The sequence below is a fragment of the Streptomyces prunicolor genome (assembly GCF_045162825.1).
Lineage (GTDB): Bacteria > Actinomycetota > Actinomycetes > Streptomycetales > Streptomycetaceae > Streptomyces > Streptomyces prunicolor.
The window spans coordinates 1,332,316-1,353,272 of the sequence record NZ_CP108676.1; the positions used below are offsets into that span (position 1 = coordinate 1,332,316).

The 20,957-nt window shown below is 70.4% G+C and carries 15 protein-coding genes; 9 read left to right on the top strand and 6 right to left on the bottom strand.

Annotation, left to right across the window (positions count from 1 at the left end):
* Positions 1–52 precede the first annotated feature (52 nt).
* Together OG588_RS06045 and OG588_RS06050 are read right to left on the bottom strand one after the other, a co-directional pair.
* Entirely contained in the window at positions 53–967 is a 915-nt protein-coding gene (locus tag OG588_RS06045) for a carbohydrate ABC transporter permease (RefSeq protein ID WP_405946375.1), read from the bottom strand.
* Positions 951–1,820: a carbohydrate ABC transporter permease gene (locus OG588_RS06050; RefSeq protein ID WP_405856545.1), complete on the bottom strand. Its 870-nt coding sequence runs from the start codon at positions 1,818–1,820 to the stop codon at positions 951–953. The genes OG588_RS06045 and OG588_RS06050 overlap by 17 nt, the downstream gene beginning before the upstream one ends.
* A 321-nt stretch (positions 1,821–2,141) precedes the next feature.
* Here OG588_RS06050 and OG588_RS06055 point away from each other — a divergent pair, with 321 nt between their 5' ends.
* Positions 2,142–3,536, top strand: coding sequence for a glycoside hydrolase family 125 protein (locus OG588_RS06055; protein WP_405946376.1), 1,395 nt, complete (start codon positions 2,142–2,144; stop codon positions 3,534–3,536).
* Positions 3,537–3,717: 181 nt separating this feature from the next.
* On the opposite strand, the gene OG588_RS06060 is transcribed toward OG588_RS06055, so the two are convergent.
* Positions 3,718–4,017 carry a hypothetical protein gene (locus OG588_RS06060; RefSeq protein ID WP_405946377.1) on the bottom strand — a complete coding sequence of 100 codons (300 nt, stop codon included), beginning with the start codon at positions 4,015–4,017 and terminating at the stop codon, positions 3,718–3,720.
* A 346-nt stretch (positions 4,018–4,363) separates the two neighbouring features.
* Positions 4,364–6,040 carry a glycosyl hydrolase family 28 protein gene (locus OG588_RS06065; RefSeq protein WP_405946378.1) on the bottom strand — a complete coding sequence of 559 codons (1,677 nt, stop codon included), beginning with the start codon at positions 6,038–6,040 and terminating at the stop codon, positions 4,364–4,366.
* 277 nt (positions 6,041–6,317) lie between these two features.
* Here OG588_RS06065 and OG588_RS06070 point away from each other — a divergent pair, with 277 nt between their 5' ends.
* From OG588_RS06070 to OG588_RS06095, 6 genes are all read left to right on the top strand, one after another.
* Positions 6,318–7,853, top strand: coding sequence for an acyl-CoA carboxylase subunit beta (locus tag OG588_RS06070; RefSeq protein WP_405953059.1), 1,536 nt, complete (start codon positions 6,318–6,320; stop codon positions 7,851–7,853).
* A 78-nt stretch (positions 7,854–7,931) separates the two neighbouring features.
* A complete protein-coding gene (locus OG588_RS06075; protein WP_405946379.1) occupies positions 7,932–9,674 on the top strand; it encodes a fatty acyl-AMP ligase in 1,743 nt (580 codons plus the stop codon).
* On the top strand, positions 9,671–13,612 hold the full coding sequence (locus OG588_RS06080) for an acyltransferase domain-containing protein (protein WP_405946380.1): 3,942 nt from the start codon (positions 9,671–9,673) through the stop codon (positions 13,610–13,612). The genes OG588_RS06075 and OG588_RS06080 overlap by 4 nt, the downstream gene beginning before the upstream one ends.
* A gap of 9 nt (positions 13,613–13,621) precedes the next feature.
* Positions 13,622–14,569 (top strand): alpha/beta hydrolase, encoded by a 948-nt coding sequence (locus tag OG588_RS06085; RefSeq protein ID WP_405946381.1) that lies wholly within the window; start codon positions 13,622–13,624, stop codon positions 14,567–14,569.
* Positions 14,570–14,691: 122 nt separating this feature from the next.
* Positions 14,692–15,969, top strand: coding sequence for a PucR family transcriptional regulator (locus OG588_RS06090; RefSeq protein WP_405946382.1), 1,278 nt, complete (start codon positions 14,692–14,694; stop codon positions 15,967–15,969).
* A 94-nt stretch (positions 15,970–16,063) separates the two neighbouring features.
* Complete coding sequence (locus tag OG588_RS06095) at positions 16,064–16,705, top strand: cutinase family protein (RefSeq protein WP_405946383.1); 642 nt, start codon at positions 16,064–16,066, stop codon at positions 16,703–16,705.
* A 64-nt stretch (positions 16,706–16,769) separates the two neighbouring features.
* Here OG588_RS06095 and OG588_RS06100 read toward each other — a convergent pair whose 3' ends face one another.
* Both OG588_RS06100 and OG588_RS06105 read right to left on the bottom strand, forming a co-directional pair.
* Positions 16,770–18,521 carry a hypothetical protein gene (locus OG588_RS06100; RefSeq protein WP_405946384.1) on the bottom strand — a complete coding sequence of 584 codons (1,752 nt, stop codon included), beginning with the start codon at positions 18,519–18,521 and terminating at the stop codon, positions 16,770–16,772.
* 109 nt (positions 18,522–18,630) lie between these two features.
* Positions 18,631–19,065 carry an OsmC family protein gene (locus OG588_RS06105; protein WP_405946385.1) on the bottom strand — a complete coding sequence of 145 codons (435 nt, stop codon included), beginning with the start codon at positions 19,063–19,065 and terminating at the stop codon, positions 18,631–18,633.
* 140 nt (positions 19,066–19,205) lie between these two features.
* On the opposite strand from OG588_RS06105, the gene OG588_RS06110 reads away from it, so the two are divergent.
* Together OG588_RS06110 and OG588_RS06115 are read left to right on the top strand one after the other, a co-directional pair.
* A complete protein-coding gene (locus OG588_RS06110) occupies positions 19,206–20,429 on the top strand; it encodes a hypothetical protein (RefSeq protein ID WP_405946386.1) in 1,224 nt (407 codons plus the stop codon).
* Positions 20,426–20,941 carry a hypothetical protein gene (locus tag OG588_RS06115; protein ID WP_405946387.1) on the top strand — a complete coding sequence of 172 codons (516 nt, stop codon included), beginning with the start codon at positions 20,426–20,428 and terminating at the stop codon, positions 20,939–20,941. Before OG588_RS06110 ends, OG588_RS06115 begins: the two co-directional genes overlap by 4 nt.
* Positions 20,942–20,957: the final 16 nt, after the last annotated feature.

A 20,957-nucleotide genomic window follows, 5' to 3' on the forward strand; every position in this document is an offset into this window, starting at 1 on the left:
GCTGGCATACGGCTCGTAGGTGGGTCGGGGTCGGGGTCCAAATCGGCGCAGGTCAGCGCTGGTTGACGGTGCCCAGGGCGCTCAGGCCCTGGATGAAGTAGCGCTGGGCGACGAAGAACACGATCAGCGGCGGAAGCATGTAGAGCAGGTTGGTGGCCATGTAGAGGTTCCAGTCCGGGGTCTGTCCGGCGAACTGGGTGACGAAGGAGGCCATGCCCACGCTCAGCGGCCACTTCTGGGACGAGTACAGGTAGATGAGGGGGTTGAGGTAGTCGTTCCAGGACATCTGGAAGGCCAGGATTGACATCGTTATCCAGGCAGGCTTCGTGATCGGCAGCATCACGCTGAAGAAGATGCGGGCGTGTCCCGCGCCGTCGACCTTCGCCGCCTCGTCGATGGAGTGCGGGATCGACAGGAAGTACTGCCGGGCCAGGAAGATGAAGAGCGGATTGCCGCCGAGGAAGGCCGGGACGATCAGCGGCAGCCAGGTGTCGTACCAGCCGATGTCCTTGAAGAGCTGGAACAGCGGGATGATGCCGACGACCGGGGGCAGCAGCATGCTGCCGACGAAGACGTAGAACCACACCTTGCGGCCGGGGAAGCGCAGCCGGGCCAGGGCGTAGCCCGCCATCATCGAGGTCATCACCCCGCCGATCACCGAAAGGCCGGTGATGACAAGGGAGTTGAGCAGCAGGCGCGGGAAGTGGATGACCTTCGGGCCGTCGATGAAGTTCTTGAAGTGGAACTCGTGCGGCAGCAGTTTCGGCGGGACCTCGAAGACCGCCGACGGACCTTTCAGCGCGACGGTGAGCATCCACAGTATGGGCAGGATCATCACCGAGCTGATCAGCAGCGCGGTCGCGTACCAGGATGCCTTGCGTACGGCCCTGCGGGGCGGCTTCGTCGGTGGGGCGGCCGGTGTCGGCGCGGCCGTCGGCGCCCTGGTGACGTCAGGAGACGTGGTCACTGTAGGTCCAAATCGACGAGAAGCGGGCGGTGGCGGCGATCACGACGACGATGACGAGGAAGAGCACCCACACCTGGGCGGAGGCGTAACCGAACTGGGAGACCTGCCCGAGCCGGGGGAAGCCGTTGTCGTAGATCGACAGCATCAGGGTCCTGGTGCTGAACCCGGGGCCGCCCTGGTTGTCCGGCGAGAGGATCTTCGGCTGGTTGAACGCCTGGAGGGCGGTCACCATCTGGAGGACCACCTGCAGAATCATGATCGGGCTGATCAGCGGCAGGGTGATGCGGAAGAACACCGTGCGCGGGCCCGCGCCGTCGAGCCTGGCCGCCTCGTACAGCTCCGTGGGGACCGCCTGGAGCGCGGCGAGGAAGATGATCATCGTGGAGCCGACGCTCCACAGCATGACGATCACGATCGACGGCATCGCCGAGTCGTCCCCCGACAGCCACTCGCTGGTGGGCAGGTGGAGCCAGCTCAACACCTGGTTGGCCAGGCCGACTTGGGGGTTGAAGACAAACTTCCAGAGCGTGATCGTGGCGACCACGGGCAGCACGACCGGCAGATAGCACAGGGTGCGCAACAGGCCGACGCCCCGCATCCGCTGGTTGCAGAACACCGCCAGGGCCAGCCCGATGGCCAGCGACAGCGGCACGTACAGGACGACGAGCAGCAGCGTGGCGCGCACCGACGGCCAGAAGGACGGGTCGGTGGTGAACATGCGGTGGAAGTTGTCGAGGCCGACGAACTTGGGGTCCGTCAGGCCGTTGTACGTCGTCAGCGCGAAGTACGCGGACCGGAACAGCGGGTAGACGACGAACGCCGTGAAGCCGATGAGCGCCGGCGCCAGGAACACGTACGCGGCCAGGGTGTCCGAGGACCTCTTGGGCGATCGTCGCCAAGGTCGTCCGAAGCGGCCCGGACTCCCCCGGCCGGGCGGCCTGTCCACGGGCGGTACGGCGGTTCGCGTCTCTTGGTGCGGAGCGGCTGTCACACGCGCTCACCTTCTTCCTCCGAGGAGTTGACGATCACTCGGATCGCGCGGACCCGACCGTCTGGTGGTCGTCGGCTCGCTCAAGGTAACGTTTCCATTCCCTGGCGATCACACCGTGGCGCACGCCACATGAGGGAGTCAAGAGGCGCGATGGTAACGTTTCCCGGATCAACATCCGGAACAGTGTGGGCAGTTCCGGAGTCGCTGAGCATGCTGGGGCGGCGGCTGGCCGGCGAGTTGCGGGGTGGTCCGGCGGGGGAGATCGTCGAGCGGTGCCTGCTCAATACGTGGGCTACGGCGATGAGTTGGGGGGCGTTGGCGGGCGGGGTGTCGAGCGGCCCGGCGCACGGGTTGGCGGGCGGGGTGTCGGACACGTCGTCGGAGGTGTTCGTGCAGACCGGCGACATTCCGGCGATGTGGCTGCGGGACAGTACGGCGCAGGTCCGTCCCTACCTCGCCGTGGCCACGGACCCGGAGGTCGGCGACGTCCTGGTCGGTGTCTCGCGCCGGCAGATCCGCTGCGTACTCCTGGACCCGTATGCCAACGCCTTCAACGACGGCCCCACCGGCGCGCACGGCGAACCCGGCGATCTGCCCACGCCGGGCGACTGGGTGTGGGAGCGCAAGTACGAACTCGACTCGCTCTGCGCCCCGTTGCAGCTCGCGTACGCGATCCGGCGGGCGACCGGCCGCGAGGATCATCTCGACGAGGCGTTCCACCGCGCCGCCCGGCTGATCGTGCGGTTGTGGCGGGCGGAGCAGTCCCACGCGCACTCGCCCTACCGGTTCGTCCGGCCGTCCGGCCCGTTCGCCGGTGACAGCCTGCCTCTCAACGGCCATGGTGCGGCGGTCGGTTGGACCGGGATGAGCTGGTCGGGCTTCCGGCCCAGCGACGACGCGTGTGCCTACGGCTATCCGGTCCCGGCCAACGCGCTGGCGTCGGCGAGTCTGCACGGGCTGGCGGAGCTGGCGGCGGCGGTCTTCGACGACACCGAACTCGCCCATGAGTGCTGGCGGTTGGCCGACGAGATCGACGCCGGGATCCTGGCGCACGCGGTGACCGAGATCGATGGTGCGGCCGTCCTCGCCTACGAGGTCGACGGGCTCGGTTCGGCGCTGCTCTGCGACGACGCGAACCTTCCGAGTCTGCTGAGCCTCCCGCTGAGCGGCTGGTGCGCTCCCGAGGACCCGCTGTACCGGGCCACGCGGCGCTTCGCGCTCTCCGAGGCGAACCCTTCTTATTTCAGCGGGAGTTACGCGTCCGGTGTCGGCAGTACGCACACGCCGGACCGCCACATCTGGCCGCTGGCGATCGCCACCGCCGGCCTGACGGGCGACGCGGGTGAGGCGGCGCGAGCCCTGGAGACCCTGGCCGCCACCACCGCCGGTACCGGCCTGATGCACGAGAGCTTCCATGTCGACGCGCCGGGCCGGTTCACGCGGGAGTGGTTCGGCTGGGCGAACGCGATGTTCTGCGAACTCGCGCTGGAGGTGTGCGGGGGCGGGGTGCGGCATTTCTTTCCGGTGCATCCGCGGGCGTTGCCTGGTGGGTCGGGGGCGGGGGGCGGGGCGACGTGATCCGGCGGTGGCTGTGGGGGTCGGGTGTCGACGGTGCGGCGTTGCGGTCGAGGGCCATCGTCGGCGGTGTGGTACTCGGTCGAGCGAGTAGAACGACGGTGGCTAACTCACGTTGTCGTCGCCCGGGACTTCAGCGAGCGCCACCACGTAGCACCACACGACGCCACGAGGCGTCTACCGGTCAGACGGGATCGGTGAACGAGACCGGCTTGCCGGTGGCGCGGGCATATGCGATCTCCCTGCTCGTGGACTCGCCGACATACCCGCCGGGGCTGACGACCAGAACCCGGTCAGCCAAGTCGATCTTGCGCAGGTGGAGGGCGTCCAGCGCGGCCTTCTGCTCGTTGGTGATCAACTCGTCCGCTTCGCCTGGCGCGACGACGATGACACCTGCGAAGGTCAGTTCACGGTTCGCCGCACGCATCTCGTCCACGAACCGGGCAGAGCCGCAGATGCAGACAATCTCAGGTCGGTCGGGCACGGCTCAGTCCTTCGGTCGAACGGGAAACCGTCGGTGTGCACGTCGACATCACAGACAGGCACACCAGCCAGCAGTTTAGGTAGCGAGATGGACACCACGCGGGTTCACCGTCGCACCGTCGCAGGCGGGAGGCGCGGCCCGTACTGGAAATGGCGCTGCTCGTGTCGGTGGATCCCGCCGCCCGCACAGACCGTACGGCTCGCGCTGGACGGCGGGACACCCGGTGGCGTCGAGCCGCTCGACTGGCTCTCCACCACCGCACCTCGTCGCTGGCGGTCCGGCCCAAAGACACCCTCGTCTACGACTGGGCCGAACCCTGGGGAGCGACGCCCCTGGCCGTCCAACCTCAGGGAGCGATGGTCAGACTGCCGTAGTCCGAGAGGTTGGTGAGGTTGACCTGGCTCAGGGTGGTAGCGCCGGTCGTGCTTCCCGGCATCACGATGTGGCTCAGAGCCACGCCCGAAATGGGCGCGCCGGGAAGGCCGTTGACGCGTGCGGCGGTCGTACCGGCGTTGCGGACGCGGACGTTGGAGATCGTGACGCCGGTGACCGGGCCGATGCCCGCCGTGCTGCCGGTCATCATGGCGAGCCACGTCCGGTTGCCGTCGTTGCTGAAGCTGAGCCGTTCGATGTCGATGTCGTCGAACTTGATGTTCGTCGCGGCCGCCGTGCCGTACTTGTGGTGGACGCCGATGCCGACGGCCGCGTCGTAGACGACGACGTGCTGGAAGGTCACCTTGTTCTGCGACTCGTAGACGCCCTGGCCGACCTTGACGCCGTAGCAATAGGTCCAGGAGACAAGGTCGTTGAAGGTGACGTTGTCCAGCGGGCGGGCGGTGCCGGGGACGCTCTTGTAGATGTCGGCGACGTCGGGCCAGGTCTTGGTGCTGAACGGGTCGTCGAGGCCGATGCCGATCGCGTGGTCGACGGTGACGTTCGTGGACTCCATGACGTCGATGCCGTCGTTCTCGCCCATGTCGAACCTGTTGAACAACTTGATGTTGCGGAAGGCCAGGTCCGAGGAGCGCAGCGGGATGACCGCCCAACTGCTGGACTCCCGGAAGGTGATGCCGTCGACGGTGAAGCCGCTCGTGTAGATCGGGGCGAGGAGGTTCACGCCGAGGTTGGAGGGCGCGAGCGCGGCCTGGCCGTTGCCGTCGATGATGCCGCGGCCGTAGATCTTGATGTTCGTCGAGGAGTACCGGGTGGAGATGAACCAGGTGAGATCGCGGCCCTGCGAGGTCTTGTGTCCGGTCACCACATAGTGGCTGGCCTCGCCCGTGTAGCGGAGGACCGCGCCGGGGGCGAGGTAGAACGCGAGGTTGCTGCGCAGGTAGAGATTGCCGAGGGTGTAGACGCCGGCCGGGACGTACACGATGCCCTGCGTGCCGTTCGCGGAACCGTACGCGGCGGCGTCATTCAGGGCGTTCTGGAAGGGAGTTGTGGCGTAGGCGCCGGTGTTCGGCTGGGCCGAGTAGGGCGCGCTCTGCACGTTGAAGATGCCGGTGCCGCTGGTCGCCGGGCGGTTGGTCTCGGCGGGGTCGGCGGCGATGACCAGGTTGGGGCGGCCGTCGAGTTTGACGATCAGGTACTCGTCGTTCTGGACGGTGAAGGTGAGCGTCGGGCCGCTGACGGTGCCCGTGATGCCCAGTTTCTGCGGGCTGATGCTGTACGAGCCGATGGCCGTGTTGTTGACCTTGGTCACGGAGATGGTGGCGGTGCCCGTGCCCAGGGCGAGTTGGGCGATGTCGTACCCGGTGTACTTGGTGACGGGCACGGACGTGCCGTTGACCGTCAACTTGTAGTCGGTGGAGGCCGGGTAGATGGACGGGACCGGGTACGCGGACACCGTGCCCGCCGCGGCCTGCGCGGACTGCGGGGCGCCGAGGAGTGCCGCCACGCCGAGCAGGAGCGCGGTCAACACCAGGGCCAGCGGGCGCAGTACGCGGTTCTCGGTTCCGTCGGCCGCGGTCAACAGCCGTCTGTCGGCCGCGATCAACGGCCAACTCATCGACGATCTCATCCGGGGTCCTCCTGTAGTCACATCGGTGGGGGCACGTTAGACGGGATGGAAACGTTGCCAGTGACATGACCACACTAATGGTCTGGACCGCGGACGCCTATGTGCTGTGCCGGGTCGGCGTCACTCCCTTGTCACCTCAGGACGAACCTCCGTCGCCCGGGACTCAACTCCCGCAAACAGAACGGCGATCCCTCGGTCCGCTCCCGAATCGCTGCCATATTCGAGAACCACTTCGGAGGTGGCTGTGACGCTAGAGGCGACGACATCCCTGACGGCAGTGACACCCTCGGCGGACGCCACCGCCGGACGCATCGGCGATCTGGAACACCGTCGGGCGCAGGTTGTGGCCACGGCCGCGCCGAGAAGACGCGGTGCTCTCGGTGCGCGGGAGCGGATCGAACGGCTGCTGGACGCGGGGTCGTTCGCGGAGACCGGCGGGTTCGTGCGGGCCAGATCCCTCGGTGACGGCGCCCAACGCCCGTATGGCGACGGGGTCGTGACCGGGTACGGCACGGTCGACGGACGGCCGGTCTGCGTCTTCGCGCAGGACTCGACGGTCTTCGGCGGCAGCATGGGCGAGGCCTTCGGCGAGAAGACCGTGGCCCTCATGGAGCTCGCCCTGAAGACCGGCTGCCCGGTCGTCGGCCTCAACGACTCCGGCGGCGCCCGCATCCAGGAGGGCGTCAACTCCCTCGCCCTCTACGCCGAGTTGGTGCGCCGGAATGTGAAGGCATCCGGAGTGATCCCGCAGATCTCCGTCATCCTGGGCCCGTGTGCGGGCGGTGCCGCGTACTCCCCCGCCATCACCGACTTCACCGTGATGGTGGACGGCGCCTCGCACATGTTCGTCACCGGCCCCGACGTCATCGAGGCGGTCACCGGCGAACGCACCACCGCCGAGGAACTGGGCGGCGCCCGCACCAGCAACTCCGTGAACGGCAACGCCCACTTCCTCGCCGCCGACGAGGAGGACGCGCTCGACACCGTACGCGATCTGCTGTCGTACCTTCCGGCCAACAACCTTGAGCGGCCACCGGAGTTCACGCCCGGATCGGTGGCCGACGGGGCTCCGCTGGACGCGGTCGTGCCCGACCGGCTCGGTCAGGCCTACGACATGCGGGACATCCTGCACGCGGTCGTCGACGACGCTGAACTCCTGTACGTCCAGGAGCTGTTCGCGCCGAACATCATCTGTGCGCTGGCCCGGGTCGAGGGGGCGAGTGTCGGGGTCGTCGCCAATCAGCCGCTGCACCTCGCCGGTGTCCTCGACATCGACGCCTCCGAGAAGGCCGCGCGGTTCGTACGGTTCTGCGACGCGTTCGGCATCCCGCTGCTGACCTTCGCCGACGTCCCCGGCTATCTCTCCGGCGTCCGCCAGGAGCGCGGCGGCATCATCCGGCGCGGCGCCAAACTCCTCTACGCGTACGCCGAGGCGACCGTCCCGAAGGTCACCGTCGTCGTACGCAAGGCGTACGGCGGCGGATACGCGGTGATGGGCTCCAAGCATCTCGGCGCCGACCTCAACCTCGCCTGGCCCACCGCCCGTATCGCGGTCATGGGCGCGGAGGGTGCCGTGGGTGTGCTGCATCGGCGTGAACTCGCCGCCGCGGCCGACCCCGAGGCGTTGCGGGCCGACCTGGTCGCCGCGTACGAGGCCACGCACGGGACGCCGTACCTCGCCGCCGAGCGCGGGTACGTCGACGACGTCATCGCGCCGCGCGACACCCGCGCCCATGTCAGCCGCGCCCTGCGCGCCCTGCGCGGCAAGCGTGCCCCGATGCCCGAGCGGCGACACGGCAACATCCCGCTCTGACCGCTCTGTTCACCCTCTCCAGCTCTCCAGCTCTCCAGTCGACACCGCGTCGTACCGCGATGTGAGGAGCCCCGCCCGATGGACAGCCGCCGCCCCCCGCTCGCCCCCGCGTACCGGACTCTGCCCGAGTACGTGCGGCACTGGGCCGAACTCACCCCGGACCGGCGGGCGTTCACGTTCGTCGACCACCCCGCCCCCAACTCCCGCGGCGTGCACCGCACGCTGACCTGGCAGCGCCTGGATCTGCGCGTGCGGGCACTGGCCGCCCGGCTCGCCGAGCACGCCGAACCCGGGTCGCGGGTAGCCGTGTTGTGCCCACAGGGGACGGACTACATCACCGGCTTTCTGGCCGCGCTGACGGCCGGGATGGTCGCCGTTCCGCTGTATCCGCCCGGTCTGCCGGGGCAGGGCGACCGGCTGGTCGGGGTGTTGGGCGACGCGCGTCCGGCGGTCGTGCTGACCGCCGGCCGGGCTCTGGAGGAGGTGGCGGACTTCTGCGAGCGCGCGCAGGTCACCGTCCTCGCGGCGGACCGGGTCCCCGACTCCGCCGCCCTCAACTGGCGGGCACCGGCGCCGGATCCGGCCGCGACCGCCTACCTCCAGTACACCTCCGGCTCCACCCGCGCTCCGGCCGGCGTGGAGATCACGCACGCGAACGTCGTCGCCAACGCCCGCCAGGCGCTTGCCGCTTACGGCGCCGACACGCACCAGGTGACCTGCGTGGGCTGGTTGCCGCTCTACCACGACATGGGGTTGGTGCTGAGCGTCGCGGCCCCCGTCGTACGGGGACTGCTGTCGGTGCTCATGGACCCGGCCGCGTTCCTGCACGAACCGGCCCGCTGGCTACGGCTGTTGGCCGCGCATCCGCGGGCGCTGAGTGCCGCGCCCAACTTCGCCTACGACTACTGCGCCTCCGCCGTCACCGGGGCGCAGAAGGAGGGGCTGCGGCTGGACGGGGTCGCCGCGCTGATCAACGGCAGCGAACCCGTCCGGCCCGGCACCGCCGACCGTTTCCAGGCCGCGTTCGCCGCGCAGGGGCTCGCGGCGGAGGTCCACTGTCCGTCGTACGGGCTCGCCGAGGCCACCGTCTTCGTCAGCGCCGCCCGACCCGGCCGACCGCTCGGCCGGTTCGCCCTCGACCGGGACTCCCTCGCCGCCGGGAAGGCCCTGCCCGCTCGGCCCGAGGACCCGCGAGCCGTGCTCCTTGCGGGCTGCGGTACGCCAGTTGGGCAGCGCGTGCGCATCGTCGATCCGGTCGCCCATGCCGTGCTGGCCGAGGGGGAGGTCGGGGAGATCTGGGTGCAGGGTCCCAATGTGGGGCGCGGCTACTGGAACAACTCGGCGCAGACCGAGCGCGTCTTCGGCGCCGTGCTCGGCGAGGAGGCGCCGGGCAGTTGGCTGCGCACCGGCGACCTCGGGACCGTGCTGGAGGGGCAGTTGATCGTCACCGGTCGCCTCAAGGACCTCATCGTCGTCGACGGCCGCAACCACTACCCGCAGGACGTGGAGGCCACTGCCCAGGACGCCCATCACGCCGTACGACGCGACCGGCTCGCCGCGTTCGGGGTGCCGGGCGGCGCGGGCGAGCGGGTGGTGGTGGTCGCCGAGCACGCGCGTACGACCAGCATCGCCGACATCGACGTACCCGCCCTGACGCAGGCCGTACGCGCGGCCGTCTCCGCCCGGCACGGGCTACGCCTCGCCGACGTCATCCTCGTCGCACCCGGCACGGTCCCCCGGACCACCAGCGGCAAGGTGTCGCGCGCCCTGACCCGCACCCGGTACCTGGAAGGCGCCTACGCCGCGGAGACCGCGGTATGACGGCCGCCGACACGAGAACGCTGCTGCGCCGCCGGATCACCGAACGGGTCGCCGAGTGGAACAACACCCCTGTCGAGGACGTCCCGTTGGACCGACCGCTGGCCGACCTCGGCATGTCCTCGCGGGAAGCGGTGGTGCTGGCGGGCGAGTTGTCCTCGCTGACGGGACACGAGCTGCCCGCGACCCTGCTCTGGGAGGCGCCGACCGTGGACGCGCTGGTGGATCGGGTGTGCGGTACGGCCACGCGAACTGCCGTACCGGAGGCCCCTGTTGCTGTGGCGCCGGGCGAGCCCGTGGCGGTCATCGGGGTCGGCTGCCGACTGCCGGGCGGGGTGCGCGGACCGGCCGACTACTGGCACTTACTCATCGACGGTGTCGACGCGATCGGCCGCGTCCCCGAGGACAGATGGGCCGATTTCACAGCGTTCCCACCGCCAGAAACTCCTCTGTACGGCGGCTACTTGGACGACGTCGCCGGGTTCGACGCCGACTTCTTCCGCATCACCCCGCGTGAGGCGGCGGTGATGGACCCCCAGCAACGCATCCTCCTGGAGGTCGTCCGCGAGACCCTCGACCACGCCGCCGTCCCCGCACCTTCCTTGGCGGGTACGGCCACCGGCATCTACGTCGGTGTCTCGGCCCCGGAGTACGGACAGCTCACCGGCGCCGACGCGAACGCCGTCGACCCGTGGGCACCGGCGGGTGCGGCGCTCAGTGTGACGGCGGGCCGACTGGCGTACGTACTGGACACCCGTGGGCCCAACATGGCGGTGGACACGGCCTGTTCGTCCTCCCTGGTCGCCGTGCACCAGGCCTGCGTCAGCCTCCGCACCGGCGAGACCGACACCGCGATCGCCGCCGGAGTCAACGTCCTCCTGTCCCCCGTCGTCGGTGTCGCCTTCGAACGGGCCGGCGCCCTCGCCCCGGACGGCCGCTGCAAGCCGTTCGCCACCACGGCCGACGGCATCGGACGCGGCGAGGGCTGTGCGGCGGTGCTGTTGAAACGGCTGTCCGACGCGGAACGGGACGGCGACCGTGTGCTCGCCGTCATCCGCGCCACCGCCGTCAACTCCGACGGGCGCTCGAACGGCCTGCTGGCCCCCAACCCAGCAGCCCAGCAAGCCCTGTTGGTGACCGCCTACGCACGAGCCGGACTCACCCCGGCCCACATCGACTACATCGAGGCGCACGGCACCGGCACGCCGCTGGGCGACCCAATCGAGGCGGGCGCGCTCGGGGCGGTGCTGGGCGAGGGACGTGACCCCGAACAGCCGTTGCTGCTCGGCTCGGTGAAGGGAAACCTCGGCCACCTGGAGTCCGCGGCCGGCATCACCGGCCTGGTGAAGGCGGTCCTCGCTCTCCACCACGACCTCGTCCCACCGTCGCTGCACGGCAACACCCTCGACGACGCACGACTGCGCGTCGTCACCGAGCCCGAACCCTGGCCCCGCTACGGCGGTACGGCCACCGCCGGCATCTCGGGCTTCGGGTTCGGCGGCACCAACGCCCATGCGGTACTGGAGGAATGGCGGCCCGCGCTCCCCCTGCCGGAAGAGTCCACCGCGCGCCTCCACCTCCTCTCCGACGTCGACACCGAGCGGGTCCGCGACACCGCGTCCCGTCTCGCCACGTGGCTCCGCACGCCCGAGGGGAGCGCCGCCCGCCCCGCCGATGTGGCGCGCACCCTCGCGGGACGGGTGGGACGCGGACCCGTACGTGCCGCGCTCGTCGCGGGCGGTCGGGGTGAACTGGCCGAAGCGCTGGGCGCGTTGGCGCGAGAAGGCGGTCCGGATGCGCGGGTGGTGACCGGTGACCGTGATCGCGTGGGGCCCGGTCCAGTATGGGTGTTCTCCGGGTACGGCAGCCAGTGGACCGGCATGGGCCGCCAACTCCTCCTGGAGGAACCGGCCTTCGCCGCCGCCGTGGAGAAACTCGACGCGCGGCTCTCCGACGTGTTCGGCTTCTCCCTCCACGAGCACCTGACCTCCGCCGGGGAACTCGACCGACTGAACGTCTCCCAACCCGTCCTGTTCGGCGTCCAGTTGGCACTCGCCGAGCTGTGGCGGTCGTACGGCGTCGAACCGGTCGCCGTGATCGGCCACTCCCTGGGCGAGGTCGCCGCCGCCGTCTGCGCGGGCGCGCTGGATGTGGCGGACGCCGCTCGGGTCGTCGCCGTACGGGCACGGCTGCTGGGGCGGTTGCACGGGGGCGCGATGGCCGTCGTAGACCTGGCCGACGGTGAACTGGCCGCCCTGGAACGGGACTTCCCGGGTGTGGCCGTCGCCGTCCATTCCTCGCCGCGGCAGAAGGTCGTCACCGGTGACGAGATGGCTGTTGGCCGGTTGGTGCGCCGGTTGGAGGAGCGAGGGCGTGCCGCTCGGGCCATGCGGGTCGTCGGCGCCGGGCATTCGCCTCAGGTGGAGCCGTTGTTGCCGGAACTGGTCGAGGCCCTCGCCGACGTCAGGGGGCGGTCGCCACGTATCCCCGTGTACTCCACCGTCCTCGACGACCCGCGCGGCGCCTGCGAGTTCGACGCCGGCCACTGGGCCGCCAACCTGCGTCGGCCGGTGCGCCTGGACCGGGCCCTCGGCGCCGCCGCGGCCGACGGGCACACCGCCTTCGTGGAGATCGCGCCGCATCCGGTCCTGGCCCGGTCCATCGCCGACAACGTGCCCGGTGCCCTCAGCGTCGGCACACTGCGCCGCGATGCGGGCGGATCTGCCGCGTTCTTGAGGGAGTTGGGGTCCTTGTACGCGGCGGGACTGGAGCTGCCCCTCCCGTCCGGCCGGGTCATCGACCTCCCCGCACCGCGCTGGCGGCACGTCCGGTACTGGTGGACCGACGGCCGAACTCCCGTCACTGCGCCCGCCGCACACCGCTGGGCCGAGCCCGCCCCGGCCGCCGGAGACTCGGTGACCGCCCGCGTCAGCCACCACATCTCCGCCGTCACCGGCCACCCGGCGGCCCGCATCACCCCGACCACGGCCCTGACCGACCTCGGCCTGGACTCCCTCATGGCCGTCCGCATCCGCACCGCCCTGCAACGCGACTTCGGTGTCGAGCTGCACCTGCGCGATCTGTTCGACGCCGGCACGGTCGCCGAAGTGGCGGACCGGATAGGGCAGTTGACCGACCCGCCGTCCCCGCTCCCTCCGCTCTTCCTGTTCCACGCCGCCGGTGGAACCACCGACGTCTACCGCGCACTCGCCGAACGTCTCGGTGAGGACCGGGCGGTGCACGGACTGGACCGGATCGAGGACGCCCACACCGTCTCCGAGAAGGCCCGCCGCTACGCCGAGGCGATCGCCGACGCCCATCCCAACGCGCCCTGCGTGCTCGTCGGTTGGTCCTTCGGCGGTTTCGTGGCGCAGGAGACGGCTCGTCAACTCACCGCCGCCGGGCGGGAGGTCGGACTCGTCGTGCTGATCGATTCCGTACGCCCCCTCCCCCAGCCCGACCGCACGCCCGCCGACCGCATCCGCGCGCATCTCATGGGCTTCGCCCAGCACGTCGCCGACACCTACGGGGTCCAACTCCCCGTGCCCTACGACGATCTCGTGGCGTTGGACGACGACCACGAGCGCATCGACCTCGTGCTGCGCACCCTGCGCGGAGTCGTGAAGGTGCCATCGGCCGCGTTGCAGCATCAGCGTGCCTCGTACCTGGATCTGCGGATCGGCGAGGCGCATCAACCGGGCCGGTACGAGGGGCGGGTGGTGCTGTACCGGGCCACCGAACCGGCTCCGCACACCGTGCGTGACCCGGCGTACGAACGGGACGACGACGCGCTCGGCTGGGACGAGGTGTGCCCGCGTCTGACGGTCGTACCGGTGGCGGGGCATCACCTGTCGCTGCTCGACCCGCCGTGCGTCGACGAGATCGCCGCCCATCTGCGGCGGGTGCTCGCCTTGCCGGAGGGACCCGCCGAACCAGCCTGAGGAGCCGCCATGCCGCACCACCACCCCCACGGGATATCCCGCCGCGCCGTCACAAGGGCCACCGCGGCCACGGGACTTGCCGTCCTGTTCGGTGCCACGGCCTCCGTAGGCCGGGCTCGCGCCGCGACGCAGATCTCGGCGCGCACGTTCGACGTGTCCGTGTCGTCGCCCGCGCTGGGCCGCAGCGCGCCGGTGCGGCTGATCCTGCCGTCGGACTTCGACGCGCAGCCCGGGCGGACGTATCCCGTGCTGTATCTGCTGCACGGGGCGCACGACGACTACACGTCCTGGACGCGGGAGACGGACATCGAGGCGTTCACCGAGGGCCGGGACCTGATCGTGGCGATGCCGGACGCGGGGCCGACCGGCATCCCGAGCGCGTGGCGGGACGGTCCCGACTACGAGACCTTCCAACTCCAGGAGGTTCCGGCGCTGTTGGCCCGTGACTACCGGGCGTCCGGTGTGCGGGCCGTCGCCGGGGTGTCCACCGGGGGCTACGGCGCGATGGCGCACGCGGCCCGTCACCCTGGCGCGTTCACCGCCGCCGCGTCCTACAGCGGCATCCTCGACACCACGGCTCCCGGGGTGCCCTCGCTGGTGGACGCCATCGTGGCCCGCGAGAACCTGGCGCCCCGCACCCTCTGGGGCAATCCCCTTCTGGACCTGCTGACTTGGCAGGCGTTCAATCCGCGCGCCCGGGCCGTCGGACTGCGCGGGACACCCTTGTACGTGTCCAACGGCAGTGGTGTGGCCGGGGGTTCGGGCGACTGGCTGCCCGAGGCGCTGGAGAGTCTGCTGTGGCCCTCCGCGCACAGTTTCACCGGCTTTCTCGCGCTGCTCGGCATCCCGGTCACCACGCACTTCTATTCGGGAGGAGGTCACAGCTGGGCTTACTGGAAAGGGGAGTTCACCACCTCGTGGCCGATGCTCGCCGGTGCGCTGGGGCTGCCGGAGTGATGTCGGTGCAGCCGGGGCACGGAACGGAGCGCAGGGGACGACCGTCCAACACGGGACGTCCCCCTCGTCCCACGGGCAACAGTCCGTGGGCGAGCCGCCTCCGGGGGAAAGGAGTGTCCGTCGTGGCTGTCCCCACCCCGCGCGGAGTACCCACCGAGCCCGAGACCGCTCTGGTTCCGCCCGACCTGGCCGAGCTGCTGCGCGCCCAACTCGCCGCCGTCTCGAACGAGGTGGAGGAGGTGGTCCGCAGAGAGGTCCCCGAGTACGCGCGGCCGGCCGACGGCACCTATCGCGAGAACCTCAGATCCGGGGTGGTGCAGGCGCTCACGCTGTTCGTCGACCACATCGCGGACCCGCACGGCCAGAACGCCGCGATGGCGGCGGCGTACTACGCCGAACTCGGGCGCGGCGAGGCCCTGGAGGGCCGCAGTCTGGAGGCGCTTCAGTCGGCGATCCGCGTGGGCGGGCTGCACGCCTGGCGGCTGATGGGCCGCACGGCGGAGGAACTCGGCCTGGATTCGGCGGTGGTGGCCGCACTGGGCGAGCTGGCGTTCCGGACCGTGCACGAGGTCGCGGAGGCGGCCGCCGCCGGATACGCGGAGGCGCAGTCGCGCAGCACGGACGAGGTCGAGCGGCGGCGCCGCCGACTGCTCGAACTCCTCCTGGGCGAGGGACCGGTGGCCCAGGAGGCCTTGCAGGACCTGGCGCACAGCGCGCGGTGGCGGGTGCCCGCGCGGGTCGCCGTCATCGCGCTGGCCGGCCCCGCGGACCCGCACGCGGAGGACCGGCCGCCGGCGATGCCGGGCGCGCTGGCCGACATGGAGTCCCGGCCACCGCGCGTGCTGGTGCCGGACCCGGAGGGCTACGGCCGGTTCGGCGGGCGGTCGTTCGTCCTCGGCCTGGGCGGCCGTCCGGCGGCGATCGGTCCCACGGTGCCGGTCGTCGAGGCCGCGCGGTCCCTGCACTGGGCCACGCGGGCGTTGGGGCTGATGGGCCGCGGGGTGCTGCCCCGGCAAGGTGTGGTGCTGTGCGCCGACCATCTGTCGACGCTGCTGCTGCACAGCGACGAACCGCTGCTCGCCCAGCTGGAGTTACGGGCGCTCGCGCCGCTCGACGCCGCGTCCGAGGGCCAACGCCCGCGGCTGGCCGAGACGTTGCTCGCCTGGCTGCTCAGCGGCAGCAACGTCCCCGATGTCGCCGCCCGGCTCCACATCCACCCGCAGACGGTCCGCTATCGCCTGCGCCAGTTGGAGAAACTCTTCGGCGCGTCCCTGCACGACCCGGGAACCCGTCTCGATCTGATCCTCGCGCTGCGTTCGGCGGATTTACGGGAGGGCGATCGCGACTCACGAGGCAGTGACCGAGACTCACGGGGCGACAAAAACAGAGAGAGTTTCTGAATTCCCGTCCATAACACCGGGAACAGGAACGCGAATACCTTCGGGACAGTCCTTTCCACAGGCGCTTCACGCGCCCCACCCTCAAAGGATTCCCATGCGTATTCGCTTATGCCTCGCCGCGCTCTCGCTGGTCGGCGGAGCCGGGCTCGCCACCCTCTCCGCACCCGCCGCATCGGCCGCCACCTGCTCCGACCTCGACGTCGTGGCGGCTCGCGGCACCTTCGAGCCGGGCACACTCGGCCTGATCGTCGGCGACCCGGTGTACTCCGCACTCCAGAAGAAAATCACCGGAAAGACGCTCTCCAGCTATGCGGTGAACTATCCCGCCGACCTTTCCCTCACGTCCGCCGCGACGGGAAACCTCGATGTGGTGAACCACGTCAACGCACAAGCGACGGCCTGCCCCAATCAGCGTTTCATTCTCGTCGGCTATTCGCAGGGCGCGAACGTCGTCGACAACTCCATCGGAATCAGCAGCGACGGTGCGGTGGTCGGCAGCCCGATCGTGGCGACCATCCCCGCCGCGGTGGAGCCGAAGGTCGCCGCGGTACTGCTGTTCGGCAACCCGATCCGGGCCCTCGGCAAGAGCGTCACCGGCACCTATCAGAGCCGCACCATCGACTTCTGTGCCAACGGTGACCCCATCTGCCAGAACGGCGGGACCGACGTCCTCGCGCACCTCGGCTACACCTCCGACGCGGACGCGGCGGCCACGTTCGCCGCGGGCAAGGTCTGAGCCGTAGCGACGCTGCAGGGCCCGGGAGTTGATCCTCCCGGGCCCTACTGATGCGCGGGGAAGGCTACTTGGGCGACAGGGCGAACGCGGCGAGACTGCTGGAAACCGCCTCGGGCCGGCCGTTGTTCTGGACGGGTGCCGCGGTCAGTACGTCGAGGTGCTGGTAGCCGGGGGCGATCACGGGATGCAGGTCGGCCGGGATGTGGTCGGCGAGCAGTCCGTCGCCCGCGAGCACGGTGAGCGTCGGGTTGGCGGTCAACCCGCCCGGGTGGACGAGGAGTTGCTTCACCTGCGGCGAGGTGGCCAGCTCGATGTCGGTGACCAGCTTCGTCGGGAAGTACTGCTCGGTGAAGTCCAGCGGCTGCTCCCCCATGCTGCGGGCCAGCTCGTGGATGTCGGTGACCTCCTTGGAGGCGTTGGTGAACGGGGTGCCGTCGGCCGACCGGTACCCGGGGTCGTCGGCCGCGCCGACACGGTCGTAATTGCGCCAGGTGTACAGCGGACCGTGCGGCTGGGCCGGGATGGCCTTGTACTCGACGCCGACGATCTGCGACTGGTCCGAACTGCCGTTGGCGACAGGGAAGTTCTTGTCGACGATCGGGCCGCCGTCGAAGAAGCCGACGCTGCTCTGCAGGAACGCGAGGGGCACGGAGTTGTCGTCCATGAGGGACCCGAGCACCGCGTCGTTGGTGAGCCGGAAGTCCTTCACCGCGGGTGAGCCGGTGAGGAAGGTGGCGGTGTCCTTGGAGAACAGGAAGCGGTTCGTCGCCTCGATGTTGACGTTGGAGGGGAGGTAGGACGGCAGGTCCGCCTCGCCGTCCGGGTTCTGTACGGCACCCAGGCCGGCGATGGCGAGCAGGGTCATCGTCTCGGGGTTGAGCAGCACGGGCGCGGACAGCGAACGGGACAGCACGCCGCTGTCGAGCCCGGCCTGGACGACCGCGTAACCCAGCCCGATATCAGGCAAGTTGGTGTCGTCCGGGATGCTGCCGTTGAGGTCCGTCAGGTCGGTGGAGATCGTCGTGTCGAGGGCGAAGTACCCGGCGCACTGGTTCTGCCCGGCGTCCGCCGTGGTCGCGGGGTTGCCGTCGAAGTCGGCGGCCGCGAAGTACCCGGTGATGACGCCGCCGAGCGAGTGGCCGCCGCACAGCACCTTGTTCTTGCGCAGGGTCGGGTCGGGCAACTCGGCCGTGAGCAGGTCGTATTCGTCCCGTACGGTCTGCTGGATGCCGAGCTTGGCCATCCAGCCGAGCTGGTCGTTGCCGACGAACCCGGCGAAGGTCCGGCCGCCGACGGCCTTGCCCCGGTAGTAGTAGTCGACGGCCGTGTGCTGGTCGCCCGAGGCGATACCGGTGGGATCCTCAAGGCAGTTGGAGCGCCGGTCCAGGGCCCAGAACTCGATGTGCCGTCCCTGCGCGGCGGCTTGGGCGACCGTGTCGCGGGCGACGCTGTCGAACGCACCGGCGCCCTCCAGGATGCCGGGCTGGGCCACGAGGATCCGGTCGGCGTCGGCCGACGCGCTCGGTCCGTCGGCGGCGCGGTAGCGCAGATACGACAGCCAGTCGCACGCCGCCGGACGGGCGCCGAACGACTGCGGTAACGGCGCTTTCACCCGCACCACCGACTCGACCACACCGTCGGCGGGATGCGTCGACGCGACCGAGGTCTCGGTGCGGGCGCTCTCGCCCTGGGCCTGTGGAGCGGCGGCGGTGAGCGCGCCGGCGGTCAACAGCGCCGCCAGCGCGGCACCGCGCCACGTACGTCCCGCGTTCGCGGCTCCGCGCCACGAACTTCCTTTGCTGCGACTCGTGTTCATGGCCGGACCGTAGGACGGTCGAGGCCACGGGATCAGGCGGTGCTCACAAGAACGCAGCGCACGACCGCACCCTTGTCACCTGCTCGCAGAGGCAGCGAACGAAGTGTGGTCAGACATCCTTGATCGTCGCGGTGACGGGCGTGCCGGTCTCCACCGTACGGCTGACCGTGCACAGCCGGTCGTGCGAGACGGTGACCGCCCGGGGCAGGATCGCGCGGGCCCGGTCCCCTGCCTCGCCCTCCGGGAAGCGCACGGCGAAGGTGACCGCCAGGTCGGTCATCCGGTTGCCGAGGTCGTCGCTGACCTTGTTGCCGGTCACGGTGACGGTGAACCCGTCCGGCTCCGCGTGCCGTGTGGTGGCGACGTCGACGTCGGCCGCGGTGCAGCCGCCGATCGCGGCGAGCAGCAGCTCGACCGGGGTGAACTCGGTACCGCCGCCGACGGCGGTACCGAAGTCGATGGTGCCGCCGCGGGCGTTGGTCGCGGTGAAGCGGCCGGGGGCGGTGCGGTCGACGGTTACTTGGCGCAGGGGGTTGTCGCTCATGGTGGGGATCTTGCCAGAGAGCCGTGGGCAGGTCCCCGCAAGGTTTCCGCAAGGCCCGTGCAAGCCTTCCGTCCGCCGCGGGGGGCAGGACGCCCGGCAGGAGGGTCCGCCCGGGCCCGTACGGACAACGGGGGAACATCATGTCGGCGTTGAGCCCAGGTACAGATCCATCGGGTGTCGAACGCGAGTGGCTGACCTTGGTCGATCGCAAGACGGTCCTGGTCGTCGTCCACACCTTGGCCTATGGAAAGCGACTGGTCGACGTCCTGTCGCTGTTGGAGGCCGACTTCAGGATCCAGGTGGTGTTCACCGCGCCGCCGCACGTCTTCGGCGACGAAGTCCCGCCGTTTCTGCGGAAGTTGGGAGGAGCGGTACTGCCGTGGAGCGAGGCCGTACGGATGACGTTCGACCTCGCGTTGGCAGCCGGCCCGCGGGGAGTGGAAGAGATCTCCGCTCCCTTGCTGACGCTGCCGCACGGGGCCGGATACCTCAAACGGTGGAACACGGGGCCGCACAAGGGCGTCGCCGGGCTGCGCAGACAGGACCTCGCGCCCGGGGGGAAGCTGCCAGCCGCCGTGGCCGTACCTCATCACGCGGAGTTGTCCGTGCTGGAGCGGCACTGCCCCGAGGTACTGCCGCTCGCGCATGTGATCGGGGATCCCGTCCACGACCGGATCGTGGCGAGCCTGCCGTTGCGCGCCGCCTACCGGCGGGCGCTCGGTCTCGCGGACGGGCAGCGTCTGGTGGTCGTCGCCTCCACCTGGGGAGCGCGATCGTCCTTCGGCCGGTTCGAGGCGTTGCTTCCGCGTCTCATGGCCGAGTTGCCCGTCGGACGATTCCGCGCGGTCATCCTCGTCCATCCGAACGTGTGGTCCGGGCACGGTTCTTGGCAGGTGCGCGCCTGGCTGGCGCGCTGTGCCCGGCTGGGCGTCGCGCTGCTGGCGCCCGAGGCCGACTGGCGGCCTCTCCTCATCGCCGCGGACCACGTCATCGGCGACCACGGTTCCGTCACCATGTACGCAACCCTCACCAACGCCCCCATTCTGCTGGCGAGTTCACCGGAACGGGAGATCAACCCCTCCTCTCCGGCCGCCGCCCTCGCCCTGACCGCGCCCGCGCTCTCGCCCACCCACCCGCTGGTCGCCCAACTCGACTACGCCACCGCCGAATACCGGCCCGAGGAGTACGCGGCGATCGCCGCGCGCATCACCTCGGAACCAGGGCGGTTCAACCGGAACATGCGTCGGCTGATGTACCGGCTGCTGGGCCTTGGCCAGCCCGCACACGAACCGGAGACCGTCCCCCTGCCGGAACCTCCCGGCCTGGACACCTGGGCCGGCGGCCGACGGGAGGTTCCGGCGTGAGGCATCTCGTCACCGTCGCCCTGCGCCGGGCCACGGCTCCGACGGCACCCCGCCCCACGTCCCCGCCGCGACGGGAGGACACAGCCTCCGTCCTGACACTCCGGGGCACCTCGGCCGGACGCGTCTACGCCTTCACGGCCCTGGCCGGTTTCGCGAGGACCGCCGGGGCGTCCGACACCGACGAGCACTTCGCGGTCGACGCCGACGTCTGCCGCGAACGCCGCCTGTTGAACTGCGCGGACGTTCTGTACGCGAGCCGGGCACGGCGGTCGGCTGAGGCGGTGTGCTGGCTGACGGGCGTCACCGCCGCGTTTCCCGGCTGTCGGCTCGCAGCGGCGCCCTTGGCCGAAGGCGGCTGGGCCGTACTCGACAGCGTGAGCCGGAGAGCCGTCTTCGTGGGCCTCCGCGTTCCCGGGGATCGGCCACTGTTGGCTTCCTGTCTGCACGCCTGGCTGGTGGCGGGACATGAGGTGGCGGTCCTTCAGAACATCCATGTGATGCACGGGACGTAGGATTCCGGTCCCGTCA